This is a genomic window from Streptomyces dioscori (genome assembly GCF_003024195.1).
GTDB lineage: Bacteria > Actinomycetota > Actinomycetes > Streptomycetales > Streptomycetaceae > Streptomyces > Streptomyces dioscori.
The window spans coordinates 188,466-210,022 of sequence record NZ_KZ679052.1 but is presented as its reverse complement, the minus strand read 5'-3'; the positions used below and the strand labels follow the sequence as shown (position 1 = coordinate 210,022).

The window sequence follows — 21,557 nt, the reverse complement described above, 5'->3', positions numbered from 1 at the left end:
GGCCTCGCCGCCCGTTGCTTTTTGGGGGCGCGGGGAACTGCGCGACCAGCCCCCACCGGGCCGCAGACGGAACCCGGCCCCGCCCGGTTGCTGGGCGGGGCCGGGTTTCGTGTGGGTGTTAGGCGAACAGCGCAGGGATCGTGCGGGTGTGGGCCTCGCGCAGGTCCGAGAGGGGCAGAACGAACTCACCCTGGATCTCGACCGCGTCACCGTCGATCACACCGATACGCACGGCCGGCAGGCCCCGCGCACCGCACATGTCGGTGAAGCGCAGTTCCTCCGAGCGTGGGATCGCGACGACGGCGCGGCCCGCGGACTCCGAGAAGAGGAACGTGAACGCGTCGAGCCCGTCGGGCACGACGAGCCGCGCCCCCTTGTCGCCGAGCAGCGCCGATTCGACCACGGCCTGGATCAGACCGCCGTCGGACAGGTCGTGCGCGGAGTCGATCATGCCGTCACGGGACGCGGAGATCAGGATCTCGCCGAGGAGGCGTTCCCGCTCCAGGTCCACGGCCGGCGGCAGTCCGCCGAGGTGGTCGTGGACGACCTGCGACCAGGCCGAACCGCCGAACTCCTCACGCGTGTCGCCGAGAAGGTAGAGGAGCTGGCCCTCTTCCCGGTAGGCGACCGGCGTGCGCCGGGCGACGTCGTCGATGACGCCCAGGACCGCGACAACCGGAGTCGGGTGGATGGCCGCCTCGCCCGTCTGGTTGTAGAGCGAGACGTTGCCCCCGGTGACCGGCGTGCCCAACTGCAGGCATCCGTCGGCCAGTCCGCGGATGGCCTCCGCGAACTGCCACATGACGGCCGGGTCCTCGGGCGAACCGAAGTTCAGGCAGTCGGAGACGGCGAGCGGCTTGGCACCGGTCGTCGCGACGTTCCGGTACGCCTCGGCGAGCGCGAGCTGCGCACCCGTGTACGGGTCCAGCTTCGCGAACCGGCCGTTGCCGTCCGTGGCGATGGCCACCCCGAGCCCGGACTCCTCGTCGATGCGGATCATGCCCGAGTCCTCGGGCTGCGCCAGCACCGTGTTGCCCTGCACGAAGTGGTCGTACTGGGAGGTGATCCAGGACTTGGAGGCCTGGTTCGGGGAGGACACCAGCTGAAGGACCTGGTTGCGCAGTTCCTCCGAGGTGGCGGGCCGCGGAAGCTTGTTCGCGTCGTCCGCCTGCAGCGCGTCCTGCCAGTGCGGGCGGGCGTACGGACGCTCGTAGACCGGGCCGTCGTGCGCGACCGTGCGCGGGTCGACGTCGACGATCTTGCCGCCGTGCCAGAAGATCTCCAGGCGGTCGCCGTCGGTGACCTCACCGATCACCGTGGCGATGACGTCCCACTTGTCGCAGATCTCCAGGAAGCGGTCGACCTTCGACGGCTCGACGACCGCGCACATGCGTTCCTGCGACTCGCTCATGAGGATTTCCTCGGGCGAGAGCGTGGAGTCGCGCAGGGGTACGTCGTCCAGCGTCACGCGCATGCCGCCGGAGCCGTTGGACGCCAACTCGCTGGTGGCGCAGGACAGTCCGGCCGCTCCCAGGTCCTGGATGCCGACGACCAGCTTCTCGGCGAATGCCTCCAGGGTGCACTCGATGAGGAGCTTCTCCTGGAAGGGGTCGCCGACCTGGACCGCGGGACGCTTCGACGGCTTGGCGTCGTCGAAGGTCTCGGAGGCCAGGATGGAGGCGCCGCCGATGCCGTCGCCGCCCGTGCGGGCCCCGTACAGGATGACCTTGTTGCCGGAGCCCGACGCCTTGGCGAGGTGGATGTCCTCGTGCCGCATGACGCCGATGGCACCGGCGTTGACCAGCGGGTTGCCCTGGTAGCAGGCGTCGAAGACGACCTCGCCGCCGATGTTGGGCAGGCCCAGGCAGTTGCCGTAGCCGCCGATGCCCGCGACGACACCGGGGAGTACGCGCTTGGTGTCCGGGTGGTCCGCCGCGCCGAAGCGGAGCGGGTCGACGACCGCCACCGGGCGTGCGCCCATCGCGATGATGTCGCGCACGATGCCGCCGACGCCGGTGGCCGCGCCCTGGTAGGGCTCGACGTACGACGGGTGGTTGTGCGACTCGACCTTGAAGGTGACCGCGTAGCCCTGGCCGACGTCGACGACGCCGGCGTTCTCGCCGATGCCGACGAGGAGGGCGTCCGACTGGGGGGCCTTCTCGCCGAACTGGCGGAGGTGCACCTTCGAGGACTTGTAGCTGCAGTGCTCGGACCACATGACCGAGTACATGGCGAGCTCGGCACCGGTCGGACGGCGGCCGAGGATCTCCACGACCCGCTCGTACTCGTCCTTCTTCAGGCCGAGTTCGGCCCAGGGCAGCTCGACGTCGGGGGTCTCGGCCGCGTGCTCGACCGTGTCCAGAGGCGTCCGGCTCATGCGTTGACCAGCTTCTTGAGGATCGAGGTGAAGAAGGGGAGGCCGTCGGTGCGGCCGGACCCGACGAGGGGTTCGACAGCGTGCTCCGGGTGCGGCATCAGACCGACGACGTTGCCCGCCTCGTTCGAGATGCCGGCGATGTCCCGCAGCGAGCCGTTGGGATTGCCGAAACCGTCGGCGAACGCGCCGCCGACCACGTAACGGAAGACGACGCGGCCCTCCGCCTCCAGCATGTCGAGGGTGCGCTCGTCGGCGACGTACCGCCCGTCCATGTTCTTCAGCGGGATGTGGATCTCCTGGCCGGACTCGTAGTCCGCGGTCCAGGCGGTTTCCGCGTTCTCCACCTTCAACTTCTGGTCGCGGCAGATGAAGTGGAGGTGGTCGTTGCCGAGCATCCCGCCGGGAAGGAGATGGGCTTCGGTGAGGATCTGGAAGCCGTTGCAGATGCCGAGCACCGGCATTCCCGACTTCGCCTGCTCAATCACCGTCGCCATGACCGGCGAGAAGCGCGAGATCGCACCGGCGCGCAGATAGTCGCCGTACGAGAAACCACCCGGCAGGACAACGGCGTCGACCTGCTTGAGGTCCTTGTCCTTGTGCCAGAGAGCGACGGGTTCGGCGCCGGCGAGCTTGATCGCCCGCTGGGTGTCCCGGTCGTCGAGGCTTCCCGGGAAAGTGACGACGCCAATACGAGCGGTCACTTTCCGGCCTCCGCGACTTCCTCGACCTTGACGGTGAAGTCCTCGATCACGGTGTTGGCGAGGAAGGATTCGGCGAGTTCGTGGATGCGGGCGAGCGCGGTGTCGTCCACCGGTCCGTCCACTTCCAGTTCGAATCGCTTTCCCTGACGGACGTCGGAGATGCCTTCGAAACCGAGGCGCGGCAGTGCACGCTGCACCGCCTGGCCCTGGGGGTCGAGGATCTCCGGCTTGAGCATGACGTCGACTACGACGCGTGCCACTGGCACTCCCGGTGTGTGGTGCTGAGCAGGTTCGTTCAGACTACCCGTACAAAATTTCTACGCGAGTAGATTCGTAGGAATCTACGTGACCGTCATCACGATTGCGCATCGAGAACCTATCGTCGGGCTGCCTTCACGAAAAATCCTGGGAAAGATCCGGATCGAGACCGGGCCCCCTATTGCCTGGGGACACGCCAGGGGATTTAGTCGAGCTTCACATTGGATTGCCGGGCACTGTACAAATGAATTGGCAATAGCCGATACTTTGCCCAATCACCCATAAAAGCAGTCGGACAGTCGGCATCTCGACACGTCGTCGCACGTCGTCGGATAGGTGCCGCACGAAGGGACCGATATTCGTGGCGCAGCGTGTCGTAGTCACTCTCTCCGACGACATCGACGGCTCGGAAGCGGCGGAAACGATCGCCTTCGGTCTGGACGGCAAGTCGTACGAGATCGACCTGAATCCGGCCAATGCCGAGCAGTTGCGTGCGGCGCTTGAGCCGTATGTGGAGGCCGGGCGCAAGCGGTCGCGGTCCGGGAAGGCGTACCGGCAGACGGCGGTGGCGCCGGATCCTGCGGCTGTGCGGGCTTGGGCGCAGTCCAACAAGTTGGAGGTGCCTGCGCGGGGGCGGATTCCCAAGCGGGTGTATGAGGCTTTTACTGCTGCGCAGTAGGGCTTGTGGGGTTTTGAGGTGCTCAGGGTGCTCAGGTGCTCTGCGGGGAGTTCGGCCGCTCGGGGGTCGGACTCCTTTCCGGGCCCCTGCGGTCGCCTGCCGGCGGTGTGCGTTGTGCATGCGGTGTTGTGTGTCGGGTGCGGTTCCGTGGGGGCTGGTCGCGCAGTTCCCCGCGCCCCTGAGGTGCGTGGGGGCCAGGCCCTGTGTTGGGTGCGGGTTCCTGGGGGTTGAGCGCGCCGTTCCCCGCGCCCCTTGGGTGGGTGGGGGTCGGCGCTGTGGGTCGGGGTTCATTCGGGCCTGGGGGTAGTCGACTTGCGTTGTACCCCGGGCGATCGGCTAGAGTTCGGAGCACGCCGAGGGGCAAGGCCGAAAGGCCCGGCTCACCGGAGTCACGCGGGTGTAGTTCAGTAGCAGAACATCCCCCTTCCAGGGGGAAGGCGCAGTGTGCAATTCCTGTCACCCGCTCTGCATCGCCGGTCTGGTCGTTCATTCGATCAGGTAGGCTGGTGCCCGCGCCGATCGGTGAAAGCCGGTCGGAGGCAATGCGGACGTAGCTCAGTTGGTAGAGCGCAACCTTGCCAAGGTTGAGGTCGCCAGTTCGAACCTGGTCGTCCGCTCAGCGAAGAAAGACCCCGGTCATATGACCGGGGTCTTTCTCGTATGCGCCTGCTCTGCCGTCCGGTTCACGGCCGTCTGACATTTGTCATGTCCACCAGTGACAGCGCGCACTGCCGAAGGCCGTCGTCCGCGGGGACGCTTGAGTCATGAATACGAATGAGCCCGTGATCGAGGTCACTGATCTCCGACGCGTCTACGGGGGAGGGTTCGAGGCGGTCCGAGGGGTCTCCTTCGAAGTCGCCCGGGGCGAACTCTTCGCACTGCTCGGCACCAACGGCGCGGGCAAGACCTCCACCGTCGAACTCATCGAGGGCCTCGCCCGGCCGTCCGGCGGCCAGGTGCGCGTTCTCGGCCACGACCCGTACTCCGAACGCTCCGCCGTCCGCCCGCGCATCGGCCTCATGCTCCAGGAGGGCGGCTTCCCCTCCGAGCTGACCGTCTCGGAGACCGTACGCATGTGGGCCGGCTGCACGAGCGGGGCCCGCCCCGAGAGCGAGGCGCTGTCCCTGGTCGGCCTCACCCGCCGGGCCGACGTACGCGTGAAGCAGCTGTCCGGTGGGGAGAAGCGGCGCCTGGACCTGGCACTCGCGCTCCTCGGACGGCCCGAGGTGCTCTTCCTGGACGAGCCGACGACCGGCCTCGACGCCGAAGGGCGCCAGGAGACCTGGGAGTTGGTGCGCGAACTGCGTGCGCAGGGCACGACCGTGCTGCTCACCACCCACTACCTGGAGGAGGCGGAAGGGCTCGCGGACCGGCTCGCGATCCTGCACGCCGGGAAGATCGCGGTCTCCGGAACCCCTGCCGAGGTGACCGCCTCCCAGCCGTCGCGCATCTCCTTCGAACTGCCCAGCGGCTACTTCCCCGGCGATCTGCCGCCGCTCGACTCCCTCGGCGTCACCGGACACGAGGTCACCGGACGCGTAATACGGCTGCGTACGAACGAACTGCAGCGGGCCGCCACCGGGCTGCTGACATGGGCCGAACAGGCCGGTGTCGAGCTGCGGGGGCTCGACATCCGGTCGGGGTCCCTGGAGGAGGCGTTCCTGCGGATCGCACGGCACGTCTCGGAGCAGGACGCCCAGGCGGAACGGGCAGGGCAGGCAGGGCAGACGGAACAGTCCCAGTTTTCCGAGAAGGAGCATGTGGCATGAGCGCGGACACCGTGACCAGGACCGCACCCGCGGAGTCGACCGTGACCGCGGTGGGGCGCATGACCTCCCTCGCCCGGGCCGAACTCACCCTCCTCGCACGCAGCAGGGCCACCTTCTTCGCGGCCGTCTTCGTGCCGCTGATCCTGCCGCTCAGCCTTCGCTCGACGGTCGAGGACATGGACCTGAAGGGGTCCGGTCTCTCGGTCGGCTCGGTCATCCTGCCCTCCGCCATCGGCTTCTCCCTGCTCTTCGCCGTCTACAGCTCGCTGGTGAGCGTCTACGCGGCCCGTCGTGAGGAGCTCGTGCTCAAGCGGCTGCGCACCGGGGAGCTGCGGGACGCCGAGATCCTCATGGGTGCCGCGGTCCCGTCGGTCCTCATCGGCCTGGTGCAGAGCCTGGTGCTGACGGCCGCCTGCGCGGCGCTCATGGACGTGGGAACGCCCGAGGCACCCCTCCTCGCCGTCCTGGGGCTGCTGCTGGGGCTCATGATGTGGCCGGCGCTCGCGGCGGTGACCGCGAGTTTCAGCAGGAGCGTGGAGGGCGCCCAGGTCGCGGCGATGCCCCTGCTGCTCATATCGATGGTGGGCTCCGGCACCGTCGTGCCCTTCGAGGTCATGCCCGACCGGCTCGCCAGGTTCTGCGAACTGCTGCCGCTGTCCCCGGTGATCACCCTCATCCGCGGTGGCTGGGCCGGGAACCTCTCCACGTCCGAGACCCTGGGCGCGCTCGCGACGGCGCTGGCCTGGATCGTGCTCGCGGTGTTTGCTGTACACAAGTGGTTCCGCTGGGAACCGAGGCGCTGACCCCGGCCCGCGCAGTGCACCAGAGCGGAGCGGCGACGGAAACGGGGACGGTCGGTCATGGGAATCGGGAGTTCGGGAATGCGCAGGCCGGGTCGCTGGTGGCGCGGGAAGAGCACGCTGGCGAAGGTCGAGACGTACACCCGCTGGTCCTTCCACTTCTTTCCGCTGGTGGAGGTCACCGCGATCGGGCTGCCGGTCTTCGGGCAGGTGGGAGCCGGGTTCGCCGTCTGGCTCGTGCTGCCGCTGTGCGCCCACGCCGTGCTGTGCGGAGTGACCGCGTCCAGGTCGCTCGACTGGACGCGCGGTACCCGTGAACAGCCCGTACGCCTGCTCGTCGTGCTCGGCGTCGCTTCCGTGCTGCTGGGGACCGCCGCGCTCAGCCTGGTGAGACACGGGCCGGGCGGCGAGGACACGACGTCGGCGGTGGTCCCGGTCTGTGTGGGCGTGCTGATCTTCGGCACCGGCACCATCGCGCTCGGCGTACGCGGCCGGCTGCGCGTCCTCGGGCTCGTGGCCGGCACCGCCGCGTACGCGGGACTCATGGCGTTCGCGCTGGGCCTCGACGGGGACGCCTCGCTGGGAACGGCGTTCGCGGTGCTGTTCGGCGGCGGCGGCCTCGTCTTCACCTCCGTCTTCTCCGTCTGGCTGCTCGACGCCGTGTACGAGCTGGACGCGGCCCGCGAGACCCGGACCCGCCTCGCCGTCGCCGAGGAGCGGCTCCGCTTCGGACGCGACCTGCACGACGTGATGGGCCGCAACCTCGCGGTGATCGCCCTGAAGAGCGAACTCGCCGTCCAGCTCTCCCGCCGCGAACGCCCCGAGGCCGTGGACCAGATGATCGAGGTGCAGCGGATCGCCCGCGAGTCGCAGCGCGAGGTCCGCGAGGTGGTACGGGGCTACCGCGAGGCCGACCTCGGTGCCGAACTCGCCGGTGCGCAGGGTGTGCTGACCGCGGCCGGGGTCGACTGCTCGGTGACCGGCTCCGCGACCGGACTGCCCCCGGCGGTCCAGTCGGCGCTCGGCTGGGTCGTACGGGAGGCCACCACGAACGTACTGCGGCACGGCGACGCCCGGCGGTGCCGCGTGACGCTGGAGACGGCGGGGAACCACGTGGTCCTCACGGTCGAGAACGACGGGGTGGAGCGGGCCGCCGCGCAAGGGGCCGCCGGGCGGCCCGGCGGCGGGTCCGGTCTCGCCGGGCTGCGGGAGCGGCTGGCCGCGGTGGCCGGGACGCTGGAGGCGGGGCCCGTCGACGGCGGCCTCTTCCGGGTCGTGGCCGACGTGCCCCTGCCTCCCACCTCCTCGTCCGCCTTCCCGGCAGGTTCGTCGTCCGCCTCCTCGTCGGACACCGTTTCGCGCTCAGTGAGTGAAGAGGTCACCCCATGACATCCGTACGACCCATCCGGCTGCTGCTCGCCGACGACGAGCACCTCATCCGGGGGGCGCTCGCCGCGCTGCTGGGTCTTGAGGATGATCTGCTCGTGGTGGCGGAGGCGGCCGGCGGGCCCGAGGCGCTGGCGATGGCGCTGGCGCACGAACCCGACGTGGCCGTACTGGATCTGCAGATGCCCGGGGCCGACGGTGTGAGGGTGGCCACATCGCTGCGGACCGAACTGCCCGCCTGCCGCGTGCTCATCGTGACGAGCCATGGGCGCCCCGGCCATCTCAAGCGGGCACTGACGGCCGGTGTGCGCGGTTTCGTCCCGAAGACGGTGAGCGCGCAACGGCTCGCGGAGATCATCCGTACCGTCCACGCGGGAAACCGTTACGTCGACCCCGAGTTGGCCGCCGACGCGATCTCCGCCGGGGATTCGCCGCTCACCTCGCGCGAGGCCGAGGTGCTGGAGCTGGCCGCCGACGGGGCGCCCGTCGCGGAGATCGCGGAGCGGGCCGCGCTGTCGCAGGGGACTGTACGGAACTATCTGTCGTCGGCCGTGTCCAAACTCGGAGCCGAGAACCGGCACTCGGCGGTGCGTCTCGCACGCGAGCGAGGTTGGGTATAGTTGCTCTCGCGCCACGGCGAAAGCCACCGCGCGGCGCGGACGTAGCTCAGTTGGTAGAGCGCAACCTTGCCAAGGTTGAGGTCGCCAGTTCGAACCTGGTCGTCCGCTCAGCGTAGGAAGTCAGTCAGCAAAAACGAAGGAACCCCCGGTCATCGACCGGGGGTTCCTTCGTTGGCCGCAGCGCCCGTGGGTGGGCGCCGCGGTCCGCTCAGGTCCAGGGCGTGCCCGTCAGGCGCTCGTACGCCTCCACGTACTTGGCACGGGTCGCGTCCACCACCAGCTGGGGCAGGGCCGGCGGCGGCTGCTCGCTCTTCCGGTCCCAGCCGGACTCGGCGGAGGTCAGCCAGTCGCGTACGTACTGCTTGTCGAACGAGGGCTGCGCGCGGCCCGGCTCCCACTGGTCGGCGGGCCAGAAGCGGGACGAGTCCGGGGTCAGCACCTCGTCGGCGACGACCAGCGTTTCGCCGTCGAAGCCGAACTCGAACTTCGTGTCCGCGAGGAGGATTCCGCGCTCGCGCGCGATGTCACGGCCGCGGCCGTAGACGGCGAGCGTCGCCTGCCGCAACTGGGCCGCGGTCTCCGCACCGACCTGCCGGGCGACCTCCTCGTACGAGACGTTCTCGTCGTGCTCGCCGACGGCGGCCTTGGTGGCCGGGGTGAAGATCGGGGCGGGCAGCTCCGAGCCGTCACTGAGCCCGTGCGGGAGCGCGAGGCCGCAGACGGTACGGGTCTCGTTGTACTCGACGAGGCCGGAACCCGTGAGATAGCCGCGGGCGACGCACTCGACCGGGACCATCTCCAGGGACTTGCAGACCAGCGTGCGGCCCTGCCAGTCGGCGGGAGCGCCGGGCGGCGGTTCGGTGCCGAGCACATGGTTCGGCATCAGGTCGGCGAGCTGGTCGAACCACCAGAGCGACAGCTGCGTCAGGACGCGGCCCTTGTCGGGGATCTCCGTGGGCAGCACCCAGTCGTACGCGGAGATGCGGTCGCTGGCGACCATCACGAGGTCGCCAGCCTCGTTGCGGTACAGGTCGCGCACCTTGCCGGTGTGCAGGTGCACCAGACCCGGAACCTGAGGGGGCTCGGGCTTTTCTACGAATCCGGACACGGTTCCTCCCCGGGGTTCTGGCTGACTGGCTCGATTCTCCCGTACGGGAGGCCCGCGCTCGGCCAAGGGTCGGTCCGGAGCGGCCGGAGGGCGGCCTCAGTCGCGTTTGCAGATGCGGTCGAGGAGGTTGGCGGTGGCCCGCTGGACCCGGGCGTCGGTGTGCCCCGGCCGGTCCAGGGCCGGGGACCAGGCGAAGGTGCCCGCCGCGAAGACGAGAGCCCCGGAGTGCGCGCGGTACAGGGACGTCTCCTGGTGGCGGATCGTCCCCTCCGTGTCCCGGTACGGGGAGTGCGAGAGGAGGATGCGGCCCTGGTGCTCGGGGAGCGCGATCCGGGGGAAGTAACGGTCGGCCTCGCCCGCGACCATGCCCTCCAGCTCGTCGCCCTCGTGGGCTCCGGTCGCCTCCCACAGCCAGTGGTCGGCGTTGCGGACGACGAGGGGGTGGGCCTCGGGGACCCGGCCCGCGTACTGGATCCCGAGGACCTCCTGCTCCGGGCGGTCGATCTCCCGCCACAGCGCGGGTCTGCCCGGTCCACGGCGTTTCAGGCAGGTGAGAAGGCGGTCGGGGGTGCCGGACGGGGAGGGCGCGAGATCCACCTGCCAGTACATGGTGTTGGCGGAGAGGAAGACGAGCGAGGTGCCCTGCTCGCGGGCGACGTCCACGGTACGGCGCATGGTCGTCGACCAGTACTCGTCGTGTCCCGGGAAGACCAGGCCGCGGTAGCGCGTGGGGTCGATGCGGCCGGCGTGCAGATCGCGGGCGTCGGCGTACGCGAGGTCGTAGCCGTAGCGCTCGGCCCAGCGGATGAAGTCGTAGGCGTGGCCCACGTGCAGGGGCAGGCCCGCGCCCGCGTACGGACGGTCGAAGGAGACCGTCGTCGCGGCGTCGGCCTCGCCCAGCAGCCGGCCGTCCTCGTCCCACGCGTGGTAGAGACTCGCGCCCGTGCGGCCGTCCTCCGGATAGAGGTTGTACGCCTGCCAGGTGATGTCCGGCAGGACGAGCAGCAGGTCGGCCGGGTGGTCGTCGCGGACCGTGAACGGGATGTGGGAGCGGTGCCCGTCGTCGGTGGTCAGGACGGCGACGTACGCGCCGATGCTCCAGTACGACGGGATCTGCAGCCGCCAGGAGAGCCACCAGTGGTGGCAGGAGACCGTACGGTCCGCGGTGAGCGGGGCCGGCTGGACGATCCCGGAGAGGCGCGGACTGGTGGTGATCTTGCTGGCGCCGTCGCCGCCGTAGTGGCCGATGCGGTAGATGTCCACGCCGAACTGCTGGGGCGGGTCCACCGTGATGTGGAAGTCGACGGCCTCGCCGGGGGCGACCGCGCCGGTGGAGGCGAACCCCTTGATCTGCCGGTGGACGTCATCGGCCGAGCGGGGGTCTCCGGCGGTCGCGCGCGAGGTGGGGACGCGTGGGCCGGTGCTTCGGTAGCGGTCGTGGGCGGTGGTCGCGCCGGGGGGTGGGGTGTGGTCTACGTACCAGGGGACGACGTGGCCCGTGTCGTCGAAGTAGTTCTCGCTGCCGCGCAGCCAGGGGACGGGGCCCTGTCCGAATGGGTCCGTGACGGCGTGCGCCAGCGCTCCCGACTCCCATCGGCGGATCTGCTCGGTCCCCATGTGACGTTCCCTCCCTCGTACGTCCTTGCCCATACGTGCCGCCGCGCACGGGTAGGCACGGGTGGGCACGGGTGGACCCAGCACATCACATTACGCATGCGTGCGGTCACCGTTCGTCGCTAATTGCCTGCGGCGGGCGGGGAGATGGGGGCGCGGGTGGGGGTGGGGGTGGGCGGGGGTTGTTCGTGACGTGCGGGTTCGTGGGGGCTGGGTGCGCCGTTCCCCGCGCCCCTGAGGGGGTGGGGGTGCGGGGGTATGGGGGTGTGCGGGAGCGTCGTGGTTGCTCGCGCCGTTCCCCGCGCCCCTGGGTGGGTGGGGGTGCGCGTGTCGTTCCTCGTGCCCCTGAGGGGGGCGGGGTCAGACCAGTCTGACTGGTTTTTCTGCGCGTACTCCTAGGTCCAGGAGCCAGGCTCGTAGGGGGGCCGGGTCGCCTTCCTCGATGAGGCTGAGGACTCGGGGGCCCAGGTCCGCGGAGCGTTCGCCGTCGACGAGGAGCGACGGGCCGTCGAGCCAGTCGAGCCCCGGCATCGCCCCGGCCGTGTCCATCGCCGCGCAGCAGACCATCGCCGTCACATGGTCGCCGAGCAACTCGCGACCCGTCCGCGGCGGTTGCAGCGGGAAGAGCGGCAGCGCGCCGTCGTCCCAGAGCGCCAGATCGGGGCCCCCCTGTCCCGCGGAGGCCGTCGAGGGCGCCGCGGAACCCGTCGGCCCGGCGGTCGTCGCGGCCTCCTCGCGCGCCAGCTCGGCGCTCAGCACCGCCGCGAGCGCCGCGCTCCGCTCGGTCGCCGGAACGCCGTCCTCGTCGCTCTCCGGGCCGCCGTCGGCCTCGTACGCCGTCGCGTCGGTGTCTGTGCCTTCAGTGGTGCGTTGTTCGCCCTCCGGGGGCGCGGCGGACGTCAGGTGGTCCATCACGCGGTCCAGCGTCGGGCCCTCCGGCTCCGATGTCCCCGGACCCGCCGTGCGGCTCACGCCCAGTCCGTCCAGTACGCGATGGAGCCGTGCCGCGTCCGTACGCCACTTGCGGTCGACGACCTCGTCCGGATACTCCGCCCAGTCGACCGGGGCCCAGTCGGGTCCGGTCTCGGCGGGGCCGCCGTGGAAGAGGCGCGCGGCCAGCAGGGACGTCGCCTCGTCGATGGCGCCCGGCTCCTCCAGGAGATCGCAGGCGGGCCGTTCGCCGAGCCGGGAGGTGAAGCCCTCGGCCAGCCGGTCACGCCGGGACAGTTCGGTGAGCGCCGCGACGACACCCGCGTCGAGCCGGGACGGCCACCGCCCCATGCGCCAGGCGGGCAGTGCGACCCTGGTCAGCAGCCGGTCCCAGCCCGCGTACGCCAGACCGACCTGTTCCTGGGCGACGATCCGCAGGCCGTAGTCCACCGTCTGCGCACGCTCCGCCGCCGCGGTCGCCACGCCCCGCTCCATCTCCGCCGCGTGCACCCGGCAGCCGCGCAGCATGACCCTCGCCACCCAGCCGGCCACGCCCAGCACCATCCCGGTCAGGGGTCCGCGCGAGGGCTCCGAGGCCACTGCCACGGCCGCGTCGAGACCGCGTACGAACCTCCGGGCCGCGGCTATGTCGGGGTGCGCCGAAGGTCCCGTACCCGCGACGACCGGGGCGAGCACCGCCCGCAGCTCGCCGACCCGCATCCACCACAGGAAGGGGGAGCCGATGACGAGGACGGGCGCGGCGGGCGTACGCCGGTGGGCGAGGCCAAGGCCCCGGCCGCCCTCCATCTCGTCCCCGGACTCCGGGCGGGGCGGGGTGTGGGCCGGGTGGGTGCGGTCCTCCAGCCAGCTGTCGCAGTCCGGGGTGAGCGCTATCGCGGAGGGCGCGGGCACTTCGAGGCGCTCGGCAAGATCCCGCACCATGCGGTACAGGTCCGGCGCCGACTCCTCGGCGACCGGGACCGTCGGGCTCATGGCGGGCCGCGAACGGGCGACGAGCAGCGCGACACCCACCGCGCACAGCAGCACGAACACGGCGAACCCCGTCACGACCGCGCGCACCACGCCCCAGCCAGGGCCGTCGATGTGCCCGGTCGACCCGCCGACGAGCAGGACGACGGCGACGGCCGCGGGCAGCAGGGCGAGAGCCAGCGCCCTGCTGCGGATGCGCAGCACGGCGAGAGCCCGTGAGCGCGCGGTGTGCGCGCCCAACTCCACTCCCATACCGGACACGACCGGTGTCACCCCCTACTGCCCGCCCGGCGTGTGCATACCCAGCCACCGCCGGCGGACGTCCATGGTGTTGCTCACTCCCCCACTGTGGCACCCGCGACTGACATCGCAATGCCGGTGGGCCAAGTGCCGGAACGCTTTGCGCCGCACCCTAGTTGGGGCCCCGCCCCTCGTCAGCCGGATGGGGGATCGGTCACTCGATGGAATGGCTTTGGCTAAAGGTGGCTGACGAAAGGGCCCCGGATCCTGTGCCGGATCCGGGGCCCGAGGGTGCCGTGGGGGTGCTGTGGGGGTGCTGAGCATGCACCGGGCGTGCGCTAGGTGCGGGCTGGGTGCGGGCTGCCGGGGGTGTCGCGTGGCGGGAAACGGTGCAGGTGGCAGCCCGTGACCGAGGGTTACCTCAAGCTACTCCGCGGCGGCTTCCGCGACCTTCGCCGCGATGTCCGTACGGTGCTGGGAGCCGTCGAGGCGAATCCGGTCGACCGCCCTGTACGCGCGGGTGCGGGCCTGGGTGAGGTCCTTGCCGCTCGCCGTGACCGAGAGCACCCGGCCGCCCGCGCTGAGGACGGCGTCGCCGTTCCGCTTCGTACCGGCGTGCAGGACGTACGCGTGCGGGGCGTCCTCCGCCGCCACCTCGGCGAGGCCCTCGATGGGGTCGCCGGTGCGAGGGGTGCCGGGGTAGTTGTGCGAGGCGATGACCACGGTGACGGCCGCGTCGTCGCTCCAGCGCAGGGGTTCGAGGTCGGCGAGGGTGCCGTTCGCGGCCGCGAGAAGGATGCCGGAGAGCGGCGTCTTCAGGCGGGCGAGGACGACCTGGGTCTCGGGGTCGCCGAAGCGGGCGTTGAACTCGATGACCCGTACCCCGCGCGAGGTGATCGCGAGACCGGCGTACAGCAGCCCGGAGAACGGGGTGCCGCGGCGCCGCAGCTCGTCGACGGTCGGCTGCAGAACGGTCCGCATGACCTCCTCGACCAGCTTCGGGTCGGCCCACGGGAGGGGCGAGTACGCGCCCATGCCGCCGGTGTTGGGACCCGCGTCGCCGTCCAGGGCCCGCTTGAAGTCCTGGGCGGGCTGCAGCGGGACGACCGTCACGCCGTCGGTGATCGCGAAGAGCGAGACCTCGGGGCCGTCGAGGAACTCCTCGATGACCACGCGGTCGCAGGCGTTGGCGTGGGCCGCGGCGGCTGCGAGGTCGTCGGTCACGACGACGCCCTTGCCTGCGGCGAGCCCGTCGTCCTTCACGACGTACGGGGCGCCGAAGGCGTCCAGTGCCTCGTCCACCTCGGCGGGGGTCGTGCAGACGTACGAGCGGGCGGTGGGGACGCCCGCACCCGCCATCACGTCCTTGGCGAAGGCCTTGGAGCCCTCCAACTGGGCGGCGTCCTGCGAGGGCCCGAACACCGGGATACCCGCCTCGCGCACGGCGTCGGCGACTCCGGCCACGAGGGGTGCCTCCGGGCCGACGATCACCAGCTCGGCGCCGAGATCCGTGGCCAGCGCGGCCACGGCCTTGCCGTCGAGGGCGTCCACCTCGTGCAGCTCGGCCACGTCGGCGATACCGGCGTTGCCCGGGGCGCAGTGCAACGCGGTGACGTCGGGGTCGAGGGAGAGGGAACGGCACAGGGCGTGTTCGCGGGCACCGCCGCCGATTACTAGGACGTTCACGGGGGTCAGCGTAGCGGGCGGCTGGCCGGCGGGGGATCTGGTGTCGGGCAGCTGGACGGTTCGGCATCTGTGCCGGGTGGGTGGGGGCTTGTCGCGCAGTTCCCCGCGCCCCTTGGGTGGGTGGGGGTCAAGGTCGTACGTCCAGTGCCGCAGTGTGGGGGCTGGGTGCGCAGTTCCTTGCGCGCCTTGGGTGGGTGGGGGGCGGGGTTGTGTGTCGGGGGGCGCGGGCTGGGGGCTGGGGCGCAATTCCCCGCGCCCCTTGAGTGGGCAGGCGGGCGGGGGCGGGGTTGTGCTCGGTGGGTCTGCCCGGGTGGGGCGTTGGTCGGTCAGTCGTTCGTGAACTCTTCCAGGACCGTCGCTCCCAGTTCTCGGACGATCAGTTCGTGGCCGGAGAGGGCCGACTCGTCGAGGTCGGGGTCGTCGTCCTCCGGGGTGTCGTCCTCCGGGGAGATGGGAGGCGGTTCCTGGGCGGCGGGGCGGGGTGGGGGCTGGTGCGCCGGCGCGGACGAGGGCGTGGAGCCGGAACCGGAGGCGGAGGCGGGCGCCGGGCGGTTCTGGGACTGTGCGGAGGACGGCCCGGGCGCCGGAGCCGGGGCGGCGGGCTGCTGCGGGGCGGGGCGGGGCGCGCCCGTGCCCTGAGCAGCGCCGCCACCCGACGGGTAGCCGCCGCCGTAACCACCGCCACCGCCACCGAAGCCGCCACCGGGCGCGGGCGGGGGCGCCGAACCTCCGGAAGGATCGATGACCGCCTCGATCTTCCAGGTCACGTTGAACAGCTCGGACAGCGCCTGCCGCAGCACCTCCTCGCTGCCGCTGCTCGCGAAGTTGTCCCGCGCTCCGACGTTGACGAAGCCGATCTGGAGCGTGGTGCCGTCGAAACCGGTCACCTGGGCGTTCTGGCTGAGCAGGATCCAGGTGAAGCGGCGACGGTTCTTGACCGCCTCCAGGATGTTCGGCCAGAGCGTACGGGGGTCGGGCCCACCGCTCGGAGGAGCGGAGTACGCGGCGGGGCCGCCGGTCCCCTGCGAGGAGGCGGCGGCGGAAGGCGCTTGGGAGGGCGCGGACGCCGGTGCCGGGCGGGCGCCCGACGCGGCGGACCCTCCGGACGGGGGCTGCCCCCCGCCTGCGCCTGCCGTGGTCGGCCAGCCGCCCGGCCGCCGCCCGCTGCCCACGGCCGTCGCGGTGGGCCAGGCACCGGGCGCACCACCGGCGCCCGGGGCGGCCGGCTGTTCCGCGGCGGGAGCGGGGGTGGGTGCGTGGGCGGCAGGCGCGACCGGACTGAGGCTGGGGTTGTGGCTGGGGCTGGGACTGTGGCTGGGAGCCGGCTCGACGGGAGCGGGCGGGGGTGTGTACGCGGCCGCGGGAGCTGCTGGTCCGTGGGCGGGCCCGGCTCCCGCATCACCACCGGGGCCGGGACCGGAACCGAGGCCGGAACCGGGGCCGGGACCGGGACCGGGGCCGGGACCGGGAGCTCCGGGCGCCTGTCCCACGCCCCCTCCCCGCACGGCGGCGCGAGCGGCGGCGGCCCCGCCGCCCGGCATCCCCGCGTGTCCCGGTTGTCCGGCGGGGGCTCCCATCTGGGCCCCCGGGTGTGCGTCGGGCCCAGGCACGTAACCGACGGCGGGCCCACCGACCCCGCCACCGAGTCCGCCTCCTGCCCCTCCCCCGCTGAAGTTCACGCCGCGCTCGATCCGGTCGAGGCGGGCCATGACGGACCGCTCGTCGCCGTAGGCCGCGGGCAGCAGCACGCGCGCGCAGATCAGTTCGAGCTGGAGGCGGGGCGAGGTGGCCCCCCGCATCTCCGTCAGCCCGGCGTTGACGAGGTCGGCGGCGCGGCTCAGCTCGGCGGCGCCGAAGACGCCGGCCTGGGCCGTCATCCGCTCCACCACGTCCACGGGGGCGTCGATGAGCCCCTTCTCACCAGCGTCGGGCACGGCCGCCAGGATCACGAGGTCCCGCAGCCGCTCCAGCAGGTCGGCGACGAACCGCCGGGGGTCGTTGCCCCCCTCGATGACACGGTCGACGACCTCGAAGGCGGCGGCGCCGTCACCCGCGGCGAAGGCCTCGACCACGGAGTCGAGCAGCGAGCCGTCCGTGTATCCGAGGAGTGAGGTGGCCATGGCGTACGTCACACCGTTGTCCCGGGCGCCCGCGAGGAGCTGGTCCATGACGGACATCGAGTCACGCACGGAGCCCGCGCCGGCCCGCACGACGAGCGGAAGCACCCCGTCCTCGACGGGCATGCCCTCACGTCCGCAGACCTCGCCGAGGTACTCCCGCAGGGTCCCGGGGGGAACCAGCCGGAACGGATAGTGATGCGTACGCGAGCGGATCGTCCCGATGACCTTCTCGGGCTCGGTGGTGGCGAAGATGAACTTGAGGTGCTCCGGCGGCTCCTCGACGACCTTCAGCAGCGCGTTGAAACCGGCCGACGTGACCATGTGGGCCTCGTCGATGATGTAGATCTTGTACCGGCTGCTCGCGGGCCCGAAAAAGGCCTTCTCACGCAGGTCACGGGCGTCGTCCACACCACCGTGGGAGGCCGCGTCGATCTCGATGACGTCGATGGACCCGGGCCCGTTGCGCGCGAGATCCCGGCAGGACTGGCACTCGCCGCACGGTGTGGGCGTAGGTCCCTGCTCGCAGTTCAGACAGCGCGCGAGGATGCGCGCACTGGTCGTCTTCCCGCAGCCGCGCGGCCCGCTGAACAGGTACGCGTGATTGACCCGGTTGTTCCGCAGCGCCTGCTGCAGCGGGTCGGTGACATGCTCCTGCCCGATGACCTCGGCGAACGACTCCGGGCGATAACGGCGGTACAGCGCGAGGGACGACACACACACGAGGTTATAGGCGCCCACTGACAACGGGGAACGCCCGCCGACTCCCGCCCACCCGGCCCCACCGCCAACGTCCGGCACCCTCGGGCCGACCGGCCCGAATCGGCCTCCGCCTCACCCCGCAAACGCAAGCGCCCCCCACGCACCCGCCAGAGCCAACCTACCCTTGCTGCCTTCCGGCCCTGGGGGAGTTCAGTCAGATAGCGCCACGTGAGGGGCTGCGCACACAGTACCCGATCCGAGCGGGGGGAACGAGTTCGCGAGCACTGCTCAACGTCTTGTATTGTTTGCCCCGGAGGATTCGCCTAGTGGCCTAGGGCGCACGCTTGGAAAGCGTGTTGGGGGCAACCCCTCACGAGTTCGAATCTCGTATCCTCCGCCAGTGCCTCACCGGGCACTAACGTTGAAGGGCCCCACCGCTTGCGGTGGGGCCCTTCAACGTTTGCGGTCTCAACGCGGCCCTGGGGATGAGCCGGACCGTGCCGACGGTGCGTCGTGCGGTCGGGCGTTGTCGCCTGACCTCGTCCGTGTGTGGACTGCACGATGTTCTTGCCGTCCGTCGTGCTGCTCGCCGTGGGGGCGATGACCCGCGGTTCCGTCCGTGCTCGTCGACGGGGATCGGTCGCAAAACTGTCGCCCCGTCTCCACGACCGAGCGGTGACTGATCCGCCAAGACACAGCGGTAGTCAGCACCGTTGGACACCGTGTTGCGTGGCCGGGAGGTTGGCTCCGGTCACGCTGGGCCGGTGGTGGGACGTGTCGTGAGCCTTGCTCAAACCGGGAGCGTATGGACGCCTTGTGGGGGACCTCGTAGCCTGCACGCATGGAGTGGGGGACTCTGGCGGTTGTGGCGGTCGGCGCGTTTTTGGGGATCGGCGCAACGCTGGTGACCGACGTTCTGCGTTCTCGGCGCGAGAGAGAACAGCGTTGGGCGGAAGTGAAGCGGATCACTTACGCCAGGTTTCTGGCCTCACTGGCCCAGGCGCACAGCCGTATGACGGTGGCGGCCTCTCAGGGGGAATCCGGCCTTGCTCGGCAGCGAGCCGTTCACGACGCTTTTCTCAGTGATCCGCAGCACTCCGACGCCAAGTCCGTTCTGCGGGAAGTGGCCATATCCGGACCCGATCACGTATACCGGGCCGCCGAGGGGGTCTATGAACGGCTACGGACCGCACGCGACCTGCTGTGTTCGGAAGCGGTGACATTCGAGACGCCGGAATACCGGCTGGCCATACGCTCATTCTTCGCCGACCTGGATGCTCTTCAGCGGATCATGCGGAACGATCTGCAGCCACCGTCCACCCATCGTCACCCGTGATGGTCGGCCAGGGCGGCGGCTCGTCGTACACATGACTGCCCGATGGCGCATCATCGTCCACCACTGGGTCGGCCAGATCGTTTTCGCTGTCGTGGTCGATGCCCTGGCGATTCATCGACCGGCTCGTGAAAATTTCCCGGCGGCCATCGGCAAGGGGTCTTCTAGAGGAGGAGGAGGAGGAGGAAGCGTGCCGTCGTCGGTGATGTCCTACCGCGGGGTTCAACCGCGGGCGAACTAGATACCGGGGGCGGTGTCCCCGTGGACGGCGGCCCGTACCGCGATCGTCCCCTGTGCCACCGCGCACAGCGTCTGCGTTCCCTGTGCGTCCAGCGTCGACAGGTCGCAGCGGGAGACGATCCGGGTGCGGCCGGCTCGGACGACGTGGGCGTGGGCCCGTAGGAGGGCGCCGTCGGCCGGGCGCAGGTAGTCGATGGTGAAGCCCGAGGTGAGTACGTGTGCTCCGGCGGCGCTGCCCGCGGCGAAGGTCAGCGCGTTGTCGGCCGCGTAGCCGAGTACGCCGCCGTGCACGAAGCCGTTCTGCTGGCGCAGGTCGTCCCGGATGTCCAGTTCCAGTACCGCCTCGCCCTTGCCGAAGGCCACCAGGCGGGTGCCGAGCAGCCTGCTGAAAGGCTGTGCCGCCAGTGCCTCCTGGGCTGCGGCCAGGTCCAGAGAGTCCTTCACACCTGCACCTCAGCTTCGGACGTCAGGGAGGGGACGAGAGGCGCGCACTGGCAATGCAGCGGCTCTCACTTCACTAGTGAAGTGAGAGTCCCGTACGGCTGTCTCATCTGTCAACATCGGGCCATGTCCGAACCCGAAGCCGATCAGCGGTTGTTCTTTCTTCTGCAGCGGGCCGCTCTTCGGCTGCGTACGGTCGCCGACCGGCGTTGTGTGGCCGCCGCCGGGGTCACCACCGCTCAGCTCGGTGCGTTGTTCGCCGTGCGCGACCGGCCCGGCGGGACCCAGCGGGAGCTCGCCCGCACCCTGGGGCTGCGCGAGTCCGCCGTCACCGCGCTCGTCGCACGGCTCACCGCGGCCGGGTTCGTCGTACGGCGGGCCCATCCGCGCGAGCACCGGGCCGTGACGCTGGAGCTCACCGCCGAGGGCTCCGCCGCCCTGCGCGCCGCCCAGCCGGAGATCGACCGCTTCAACGGTGAGCTGCGCGCCCTCCTCGGCGACCAGGGTTTCGCGCGGACCTCCGCCGCCCTGGACCGCCTTGCCCACTGGGATGCCGAGTGAGAGTGAGAGGAAGGAGGGAGGGAGGGAGGGAGCGGGGGCTGTTCACATCGCCCGGGTGCCCGCGTCCGCCAGACGGTCGCGCAGGCGTGCCGTGTCCTGGCCCGGCGGGAGGCCGTACGTCCGCCGGTACTCACGGTTGAACTGGGTCGCGGACACGTAACCGACCTTCTCCGCGACCAGCGCCGCCGTGGTGTTGCCGGCGAGGAGCAGCCGGCGGGCCTCCTGGAGGCGGAGGTGCTTCTGGAAGCGCAAGGGGCTCATCCCCGTGGCCGCCTTGAAGTTGCGGTGCAGGCTCGCGGTGCTCATGTGCGCCGTCGCCGCGATCTCGTCGACGGCGAGCGGCTCGGCGAACCGTGCGCAGATCCAACGGGCCGCCGTACGGACCCTGGCCGCGGGCGAGTCGGCCAGGGTGTAGTGCCGCAGGGTCGGGCCGAGACCGGTGCCGAGCAGCCGGTAGAGGATCTCCATCTCGAAACGGCCCGCCAGGGCGCGGATGTCCTGCGGGGTGTCGAGCAGCCGTACCCAGCGGGTGACCGCGTCGGTGATCTCGGGAGTCATCGGTGCCGTGACCGGGCCGGCCGGGCCCGCGCCCGGGAGAACGGGCTGATCCGTGCCGTCCGGTTCCAGTTCCAGCAGGAGTTGGGCGAGCCTGCCGCCGTCCAGGCGCAGGACCGCCGAGCGGTACGGCACCTCCTCGAACGTGGCCGTGACCGGCAGGACCAGCGAGTTGAGGAACACCTGCCCGCGGCCGGCCGTCCAGCTCCGCTCGCCCGCGACGCTGCTCTTGGAGCCCTGGACGACGAAGCAGATCATCGGCTCGTAGAGCAGGTCGAGCGGCGCCTCCGCCTCGTCGAGTGTCACCAGTCGCTGGCGTGGCACCGCGGTGTCGGACCACATGTCGCTGCCGTGCCGGGCGATGACCGCGGCGAGTTCGTCCAGCATGCGCGCTCCCTGTCTCTGTCGCTGTCTGTCTCTGTCGCTGTCTCTGTCTCCGTCTCCGTCTCC

17 protein-coding genes, 4 tRNA genes and 1 other RNA gene are annotated in these 21,557 nt (G+C 70.9%); 11 read left to right on the top strand and 11 right to left on the bottom strand.

Annotated features, from left to right (window positions below; all coding sequences use genetic code 11):
• Positions 1 to 118: 118 nt before the first annotated feature.
• The 3 genes from purL to purS are packed head-to-tail and all read right to left on the bottom strand — an operon-like array spanning position 119 to position 3,338.
• The gene (gene purL, locus C6Y14_RS33105) at positions 119 to 2,377 is read right to left on the bottom strand and encodes a phosphoribosylformylglycinamidine synthase subunit PurL (protein ID WP_107020560.1); all 2,259 of its coding nucleotides are present in this window, start codon (positions 2,375 to 2,377) and stop codon (positions 119 to 121) included.
• Entirely contained in the window at positions 2,374 to 3,078 is a 705-nt protein-coding gene (gene purQ, locus C6Y14_RS33100) for a phosphoribosylformylglycinamidine synthase subunit PurQ (protein ID WP_107020559.1), read from the bottom strand. Before purQ ends, purL begins: the two co-directional genes overlap by 4 nt.
• Positions 3,075 to 3,338 carry a phosphoribosylformylglycinamidine synthase subunit PurS gene (gene purS, locus C6Y14_RS33095; RefSeq protein ID WP_055518089.1) on the bottom strand — a complete coding sequence of 88 codons (264 nt, stop codon included), beginning with the start codon at positions 3,336 to 3,338 and terminating at the stop codon, positions 3,075 to 3,077. The genes purQ and purS overlap by 4 nt, the downstream gene beginning before the upstream one ends.
• 359 nt (positions 3,339 to 3,697) lie before the next feature.
• On the opposite strand from purS, the gene C6Y14_RS33090 reads away from it, so the two are divergent.
• The 8 genes from C6Y14_RS33090 to C6Y14_RS33055 all read left to right on the top strand — a co-directional run bounded on the left by C6Y14_RS33090 (position 3,698) and on the right by C6Y14_RS33055 (position 8,698).
• A complete protein-coding gene (locus tag C6Y14_RS33090) occupies positions 3,698 to 4,015 on the top strand; it encodes a histone-like nucleoid-structuring protein Lsr2 (protein WP_107020558.1) in 318 nt (105 codons plus the stop codon).
• A 393-nt stretch (positions 4,016 to 4,408) separates the two neighbouring features.
• Positions 4,409 to 4,480: transfer RNA gene (locus tag C6Y14_RS33085), tRNA-Gly, on the top strand.
• Between the two features lie 79 nt (positions 4,481 to 4,559).
• Positions 4,560 to 4,632, top strand: a tRNA-Gly gene (locus C6Y14_RS33080).
• A gap of 147 nt (positions 4,633 to 4,779) precedes the next feature.
• Complete coding sequence (locus C6Y14_RS33075) at positions 4,780 to 5,784, top strand: ABC transporter ATP-binding protein (protein WP_107020557.1); 1,005 nt, start codon at positions 4,780 to 4,782, stop codon at positions 5,782 to 5,784.
• Positions 5,781 to 6,587: an ABC transporter permease gene (locus tag C6Y14_RS33070; protein WP_107020556.1), complete on the top strand. Its 807-nt coding sequence runs from the start codon at positions 5,781 to 5,783 to the stop codon at positions 6,585 to 6,587. The genes C6Y14_RS33075 and C6Y14_RS33070 overlap by 4 nt, the downstream gene beginning before the upstream one ends.
• A gap of 78 nt (positions 6,588 to 6,665) precedes the next feature.
• A complete protein-coding gene (locus C6Y14_RS33065) occupies positions 6,666 to 7,973 on the top strand; it encodes a sensor histidine kinase (protein ID WP_107020555.1) in 1,308 nt (435 codons plus the stop codon).
• Positions 7,970 to 8,590, top strand: coding sequence for a response regulator transcription factor (locus tag C6Y14_RS33060; RefSeq protein WP_107020554.1), 621 nt, complete (start codon positions 7,970 to 7,972; stop codon positions 8,588 to 8,590). Before C6Y14_RS33065 ends, C6Y14_RS33060 begins: the two co-directional genes overlap by 4 nt.
• A 35-nt stretch (positions 8,591 to 8,625) precedes the next feature.
• A tRNA-Gly gene (locus tag C6Y14_RS33055) sits at positions 8,626 to 8,698 on the top strand.
• 100 nt (positions 8,699 to 8,798) lie between these two features.
• Here C6Y14_RS33055 and C6Y14_RS33050 read toward each other — a convergent pair.
• The 6 genes from C6Y14_RS33050 to ffs all read right to left on the bottom strand — a co-directional run bounded on the left by C6Y14_RS33050 (position 8,799) and on the right by ffs (position 18,218).
• Entirely contained in the window at positions 8,799 to 9,698 is a 900-nt protein-coding gene (locus C6Y14_RS33050; protein ID WP_107020553.1) for a phosphoribosylaminoimidazolesuccinocarboxamide synthase, read from the bottom strand.
• Between the two features lie 96 nt (positions 9,699 to 9,794).
• Positions 9,795 to 11,315, bottom strand: coding sequence for a N,N-dimethylformamidase beta subunit family domain-containing protein (locus tag C6Y14_RS33045; RefSeq protein ID WP_107020552.1), 1,521 nt, complete (start codon positions 11,313 to 11,315; stop codon positions 9,795 to 9,797).
• A gap of 357 nt (positions 11,316 to 11,672) precedes the next feature.
• Positions 11,673 to 13,484, bottom strand: coding sequence for a M48 family metalloprotease (locus tag C6Y14_RS33040; protein ID WP_199854953.1), 1,812 nt, complete (start codon positions 13,482 to 13,484; stop codon positions 11,673 to 11,675).
• Between the two features lie 414 nt (positions 13,485 to 13,898).
• Positions 13,899 to 15,158: a phosphoribosylamine--glycine ligase gene (gene purD, locus C6Y14_RS33035; protein ID WP_107020550.1), complete on the bottom strand. Its 1,260-nt coding sequence runs from the start codon at positions 15,156 to 15,158 to the stop codon at positions 13,899 to 13,901.
• 326 nt (positions 15,159 to 15,484) lie between these two features.
• The gene (locus tag C6Y14_RS33030) at positions 15,485 to 17,992 is read right to left on the bottom strand and encodes a DNA polymerase III subunit gamma and tau (RefSeq protein ID WP_107020612.1); all 2,508 of its coding nucleotides are present in this window, start codon (positions 17,990 to 17,992) and stop codon (positions 15,485 to 15,487) included.
• Positions 17,993 to 18,119: 127 nt separating this feature from the next.
• An RNA gene (gene ffs, locus C6Y14_RS33025) (signal recognition particle sRNA small type) lies at positions 18,120 to 18,218 on the bottom strand.
• A gap of 71 nt (positions 18,219 to 18,289) precedes the next feature.
• On the opposite strand from ffs, the gene C6Y14_RS33020 reads away from it, so the two are divergent.
• Positions 18,290 to 18,377, top strand: a tRNA-Ser gene (locus C6Y14_RS33020).
• Positions 18,378 to 18,818: 441 nt separating this feature from the next.
• Complete coding sequence (locus C6Y14_RS33015) at positions 18,819 to 19,313, top strand: hypothetical protein (protein WP_107020549.1); 495 nt, start codon at positions 18,819 to 18,821, stop codon at positions 19,311 to 19,313.
• Between the two features lie 234 nt (positions 19,314 to 19,547).
• On the opposite strand, the gene C6Y14_RS33010 is transcribed toward C6Y14_RS33015, so the two are convergent.
• Positions 19,548 to 19,994, bottom strand: a complete 447-nt coding sequence (locus C6Y14_RS33010; protein ID WP_107020548.1) for a PaaI family thioesterase — start codon at positions 19,992 to 19,994, stop codon at positions 19,548 to 19,550.
• Between the two features lie 123 nt (positions 19,995 to 20,117).
• Between C6Y14_RS33010 and C6Y14_RS33005 the strand changes: the two genes are divergently transcribed.
• Complete coding sequence (locus tag C6Y14_RS33005; RefSeq protein ID WP_107020547.1) at positions 20,118 to 20,552, top strand: MarR family winged helix-turn-helix transcriptional regulator; 435 nt, start codon at positions 20,118 to 20,120, stop codon at positions 20,550 to 20,552.
• Between the two features lie 42 nt (positions 20,553 to 20,594).
• Here the strand turns inward: C6Y14_RS33005 and C6Y14_RS33000 are convergent, their stop codons facing one another.
• The gene (locus C6Y14_RS33000) at positions 20,595 to 21,494 is read right to left on the bottom strand and encodes an AraC family transcriptional regulator (RefSeq protein WP_107020546.1); all 900 of its coding nucleotides are present in this window, start codon (positions 21,492 to 21,494) and stop codon (positions 20,595 to 20,597) included.
• Between the last annotated feature and the right edge of the window lie 63 nt (positions 21,495 to 21,557).

Bases quoted from the DNA above. Each gene is read 5' to 3' on its own strand.
- purL (WP_107020560.1), bottom strand. From the start codon at position 2,377: ATGAGCCGGACGCCTCTGGACACGGTCGAGCACGCGGCCGAGACCCCC.
- C6Y14_RS33075 (WP_107020557.1), top strand. From the start codon at position 4,780: ATGAATACGAATGAGCCCGTGATCGAGGTCACTGATCTCCGACGCGTC.
- C6Y14_RS33070 (WP_107020556.1), top strand. From the start codon at position 5,781: ATGAGCGCGGACACCGTGACCAGGACCGCACCCGCGGAGTCGACCGTG.
- C6Y14_RS33065 (WP_107020555.1), top strand. From the start codon at position 6,666: ATGCGCAGGCCGGGTCGCTGGTGGCGCGGGAAGAGCACGCTGGCGAAG.
- C6Y14_RS33060 (WP_107020554.1), top strand. From the start codon at position 7,970: ATGACATCCGTACGACCCATCCGGCTGCTGCTCGCCGACGACGAGCAC.
- C6Y14_RS33045 (WP_107020552.1), bottom strand. From the start codon at position 11,315: ATGGGGACCGAGCAGATCCGCCGATGGGAGTCGGGAGCGCTGGCGCAC.
- C6Y14_RS33040 (WP_199854953.1), bottom strand. From the start codon at position 13,484: ATGGGAGTGGAGTTGGGCGCGCACACCGCGCGCTCACGGGCTCTCGCC.
- C6Y14_RS33015 (WP_107020549.1), top strand. From the start codon at position 18,819: ATGGAGTGGGGGACTCTGGCGGTTGTGGCGGTCGGCGCGTTTTTGGGG.
- C6Y14_RS33005 (WP_107020547.1), top strand. From the start codon at position 20,118: ATGTCCGAACCCGAAGCCGATCAGCGGTTGTTCTTTCTTCTGCAGCGG.
- C6Y14_RS33000 (WP_107020546.1), bottom strand. From the start codon at position 21,494: ATGCTGGACGAACTCGCCGCGGTCATCGCCCGGCACGGCAGCGACATG.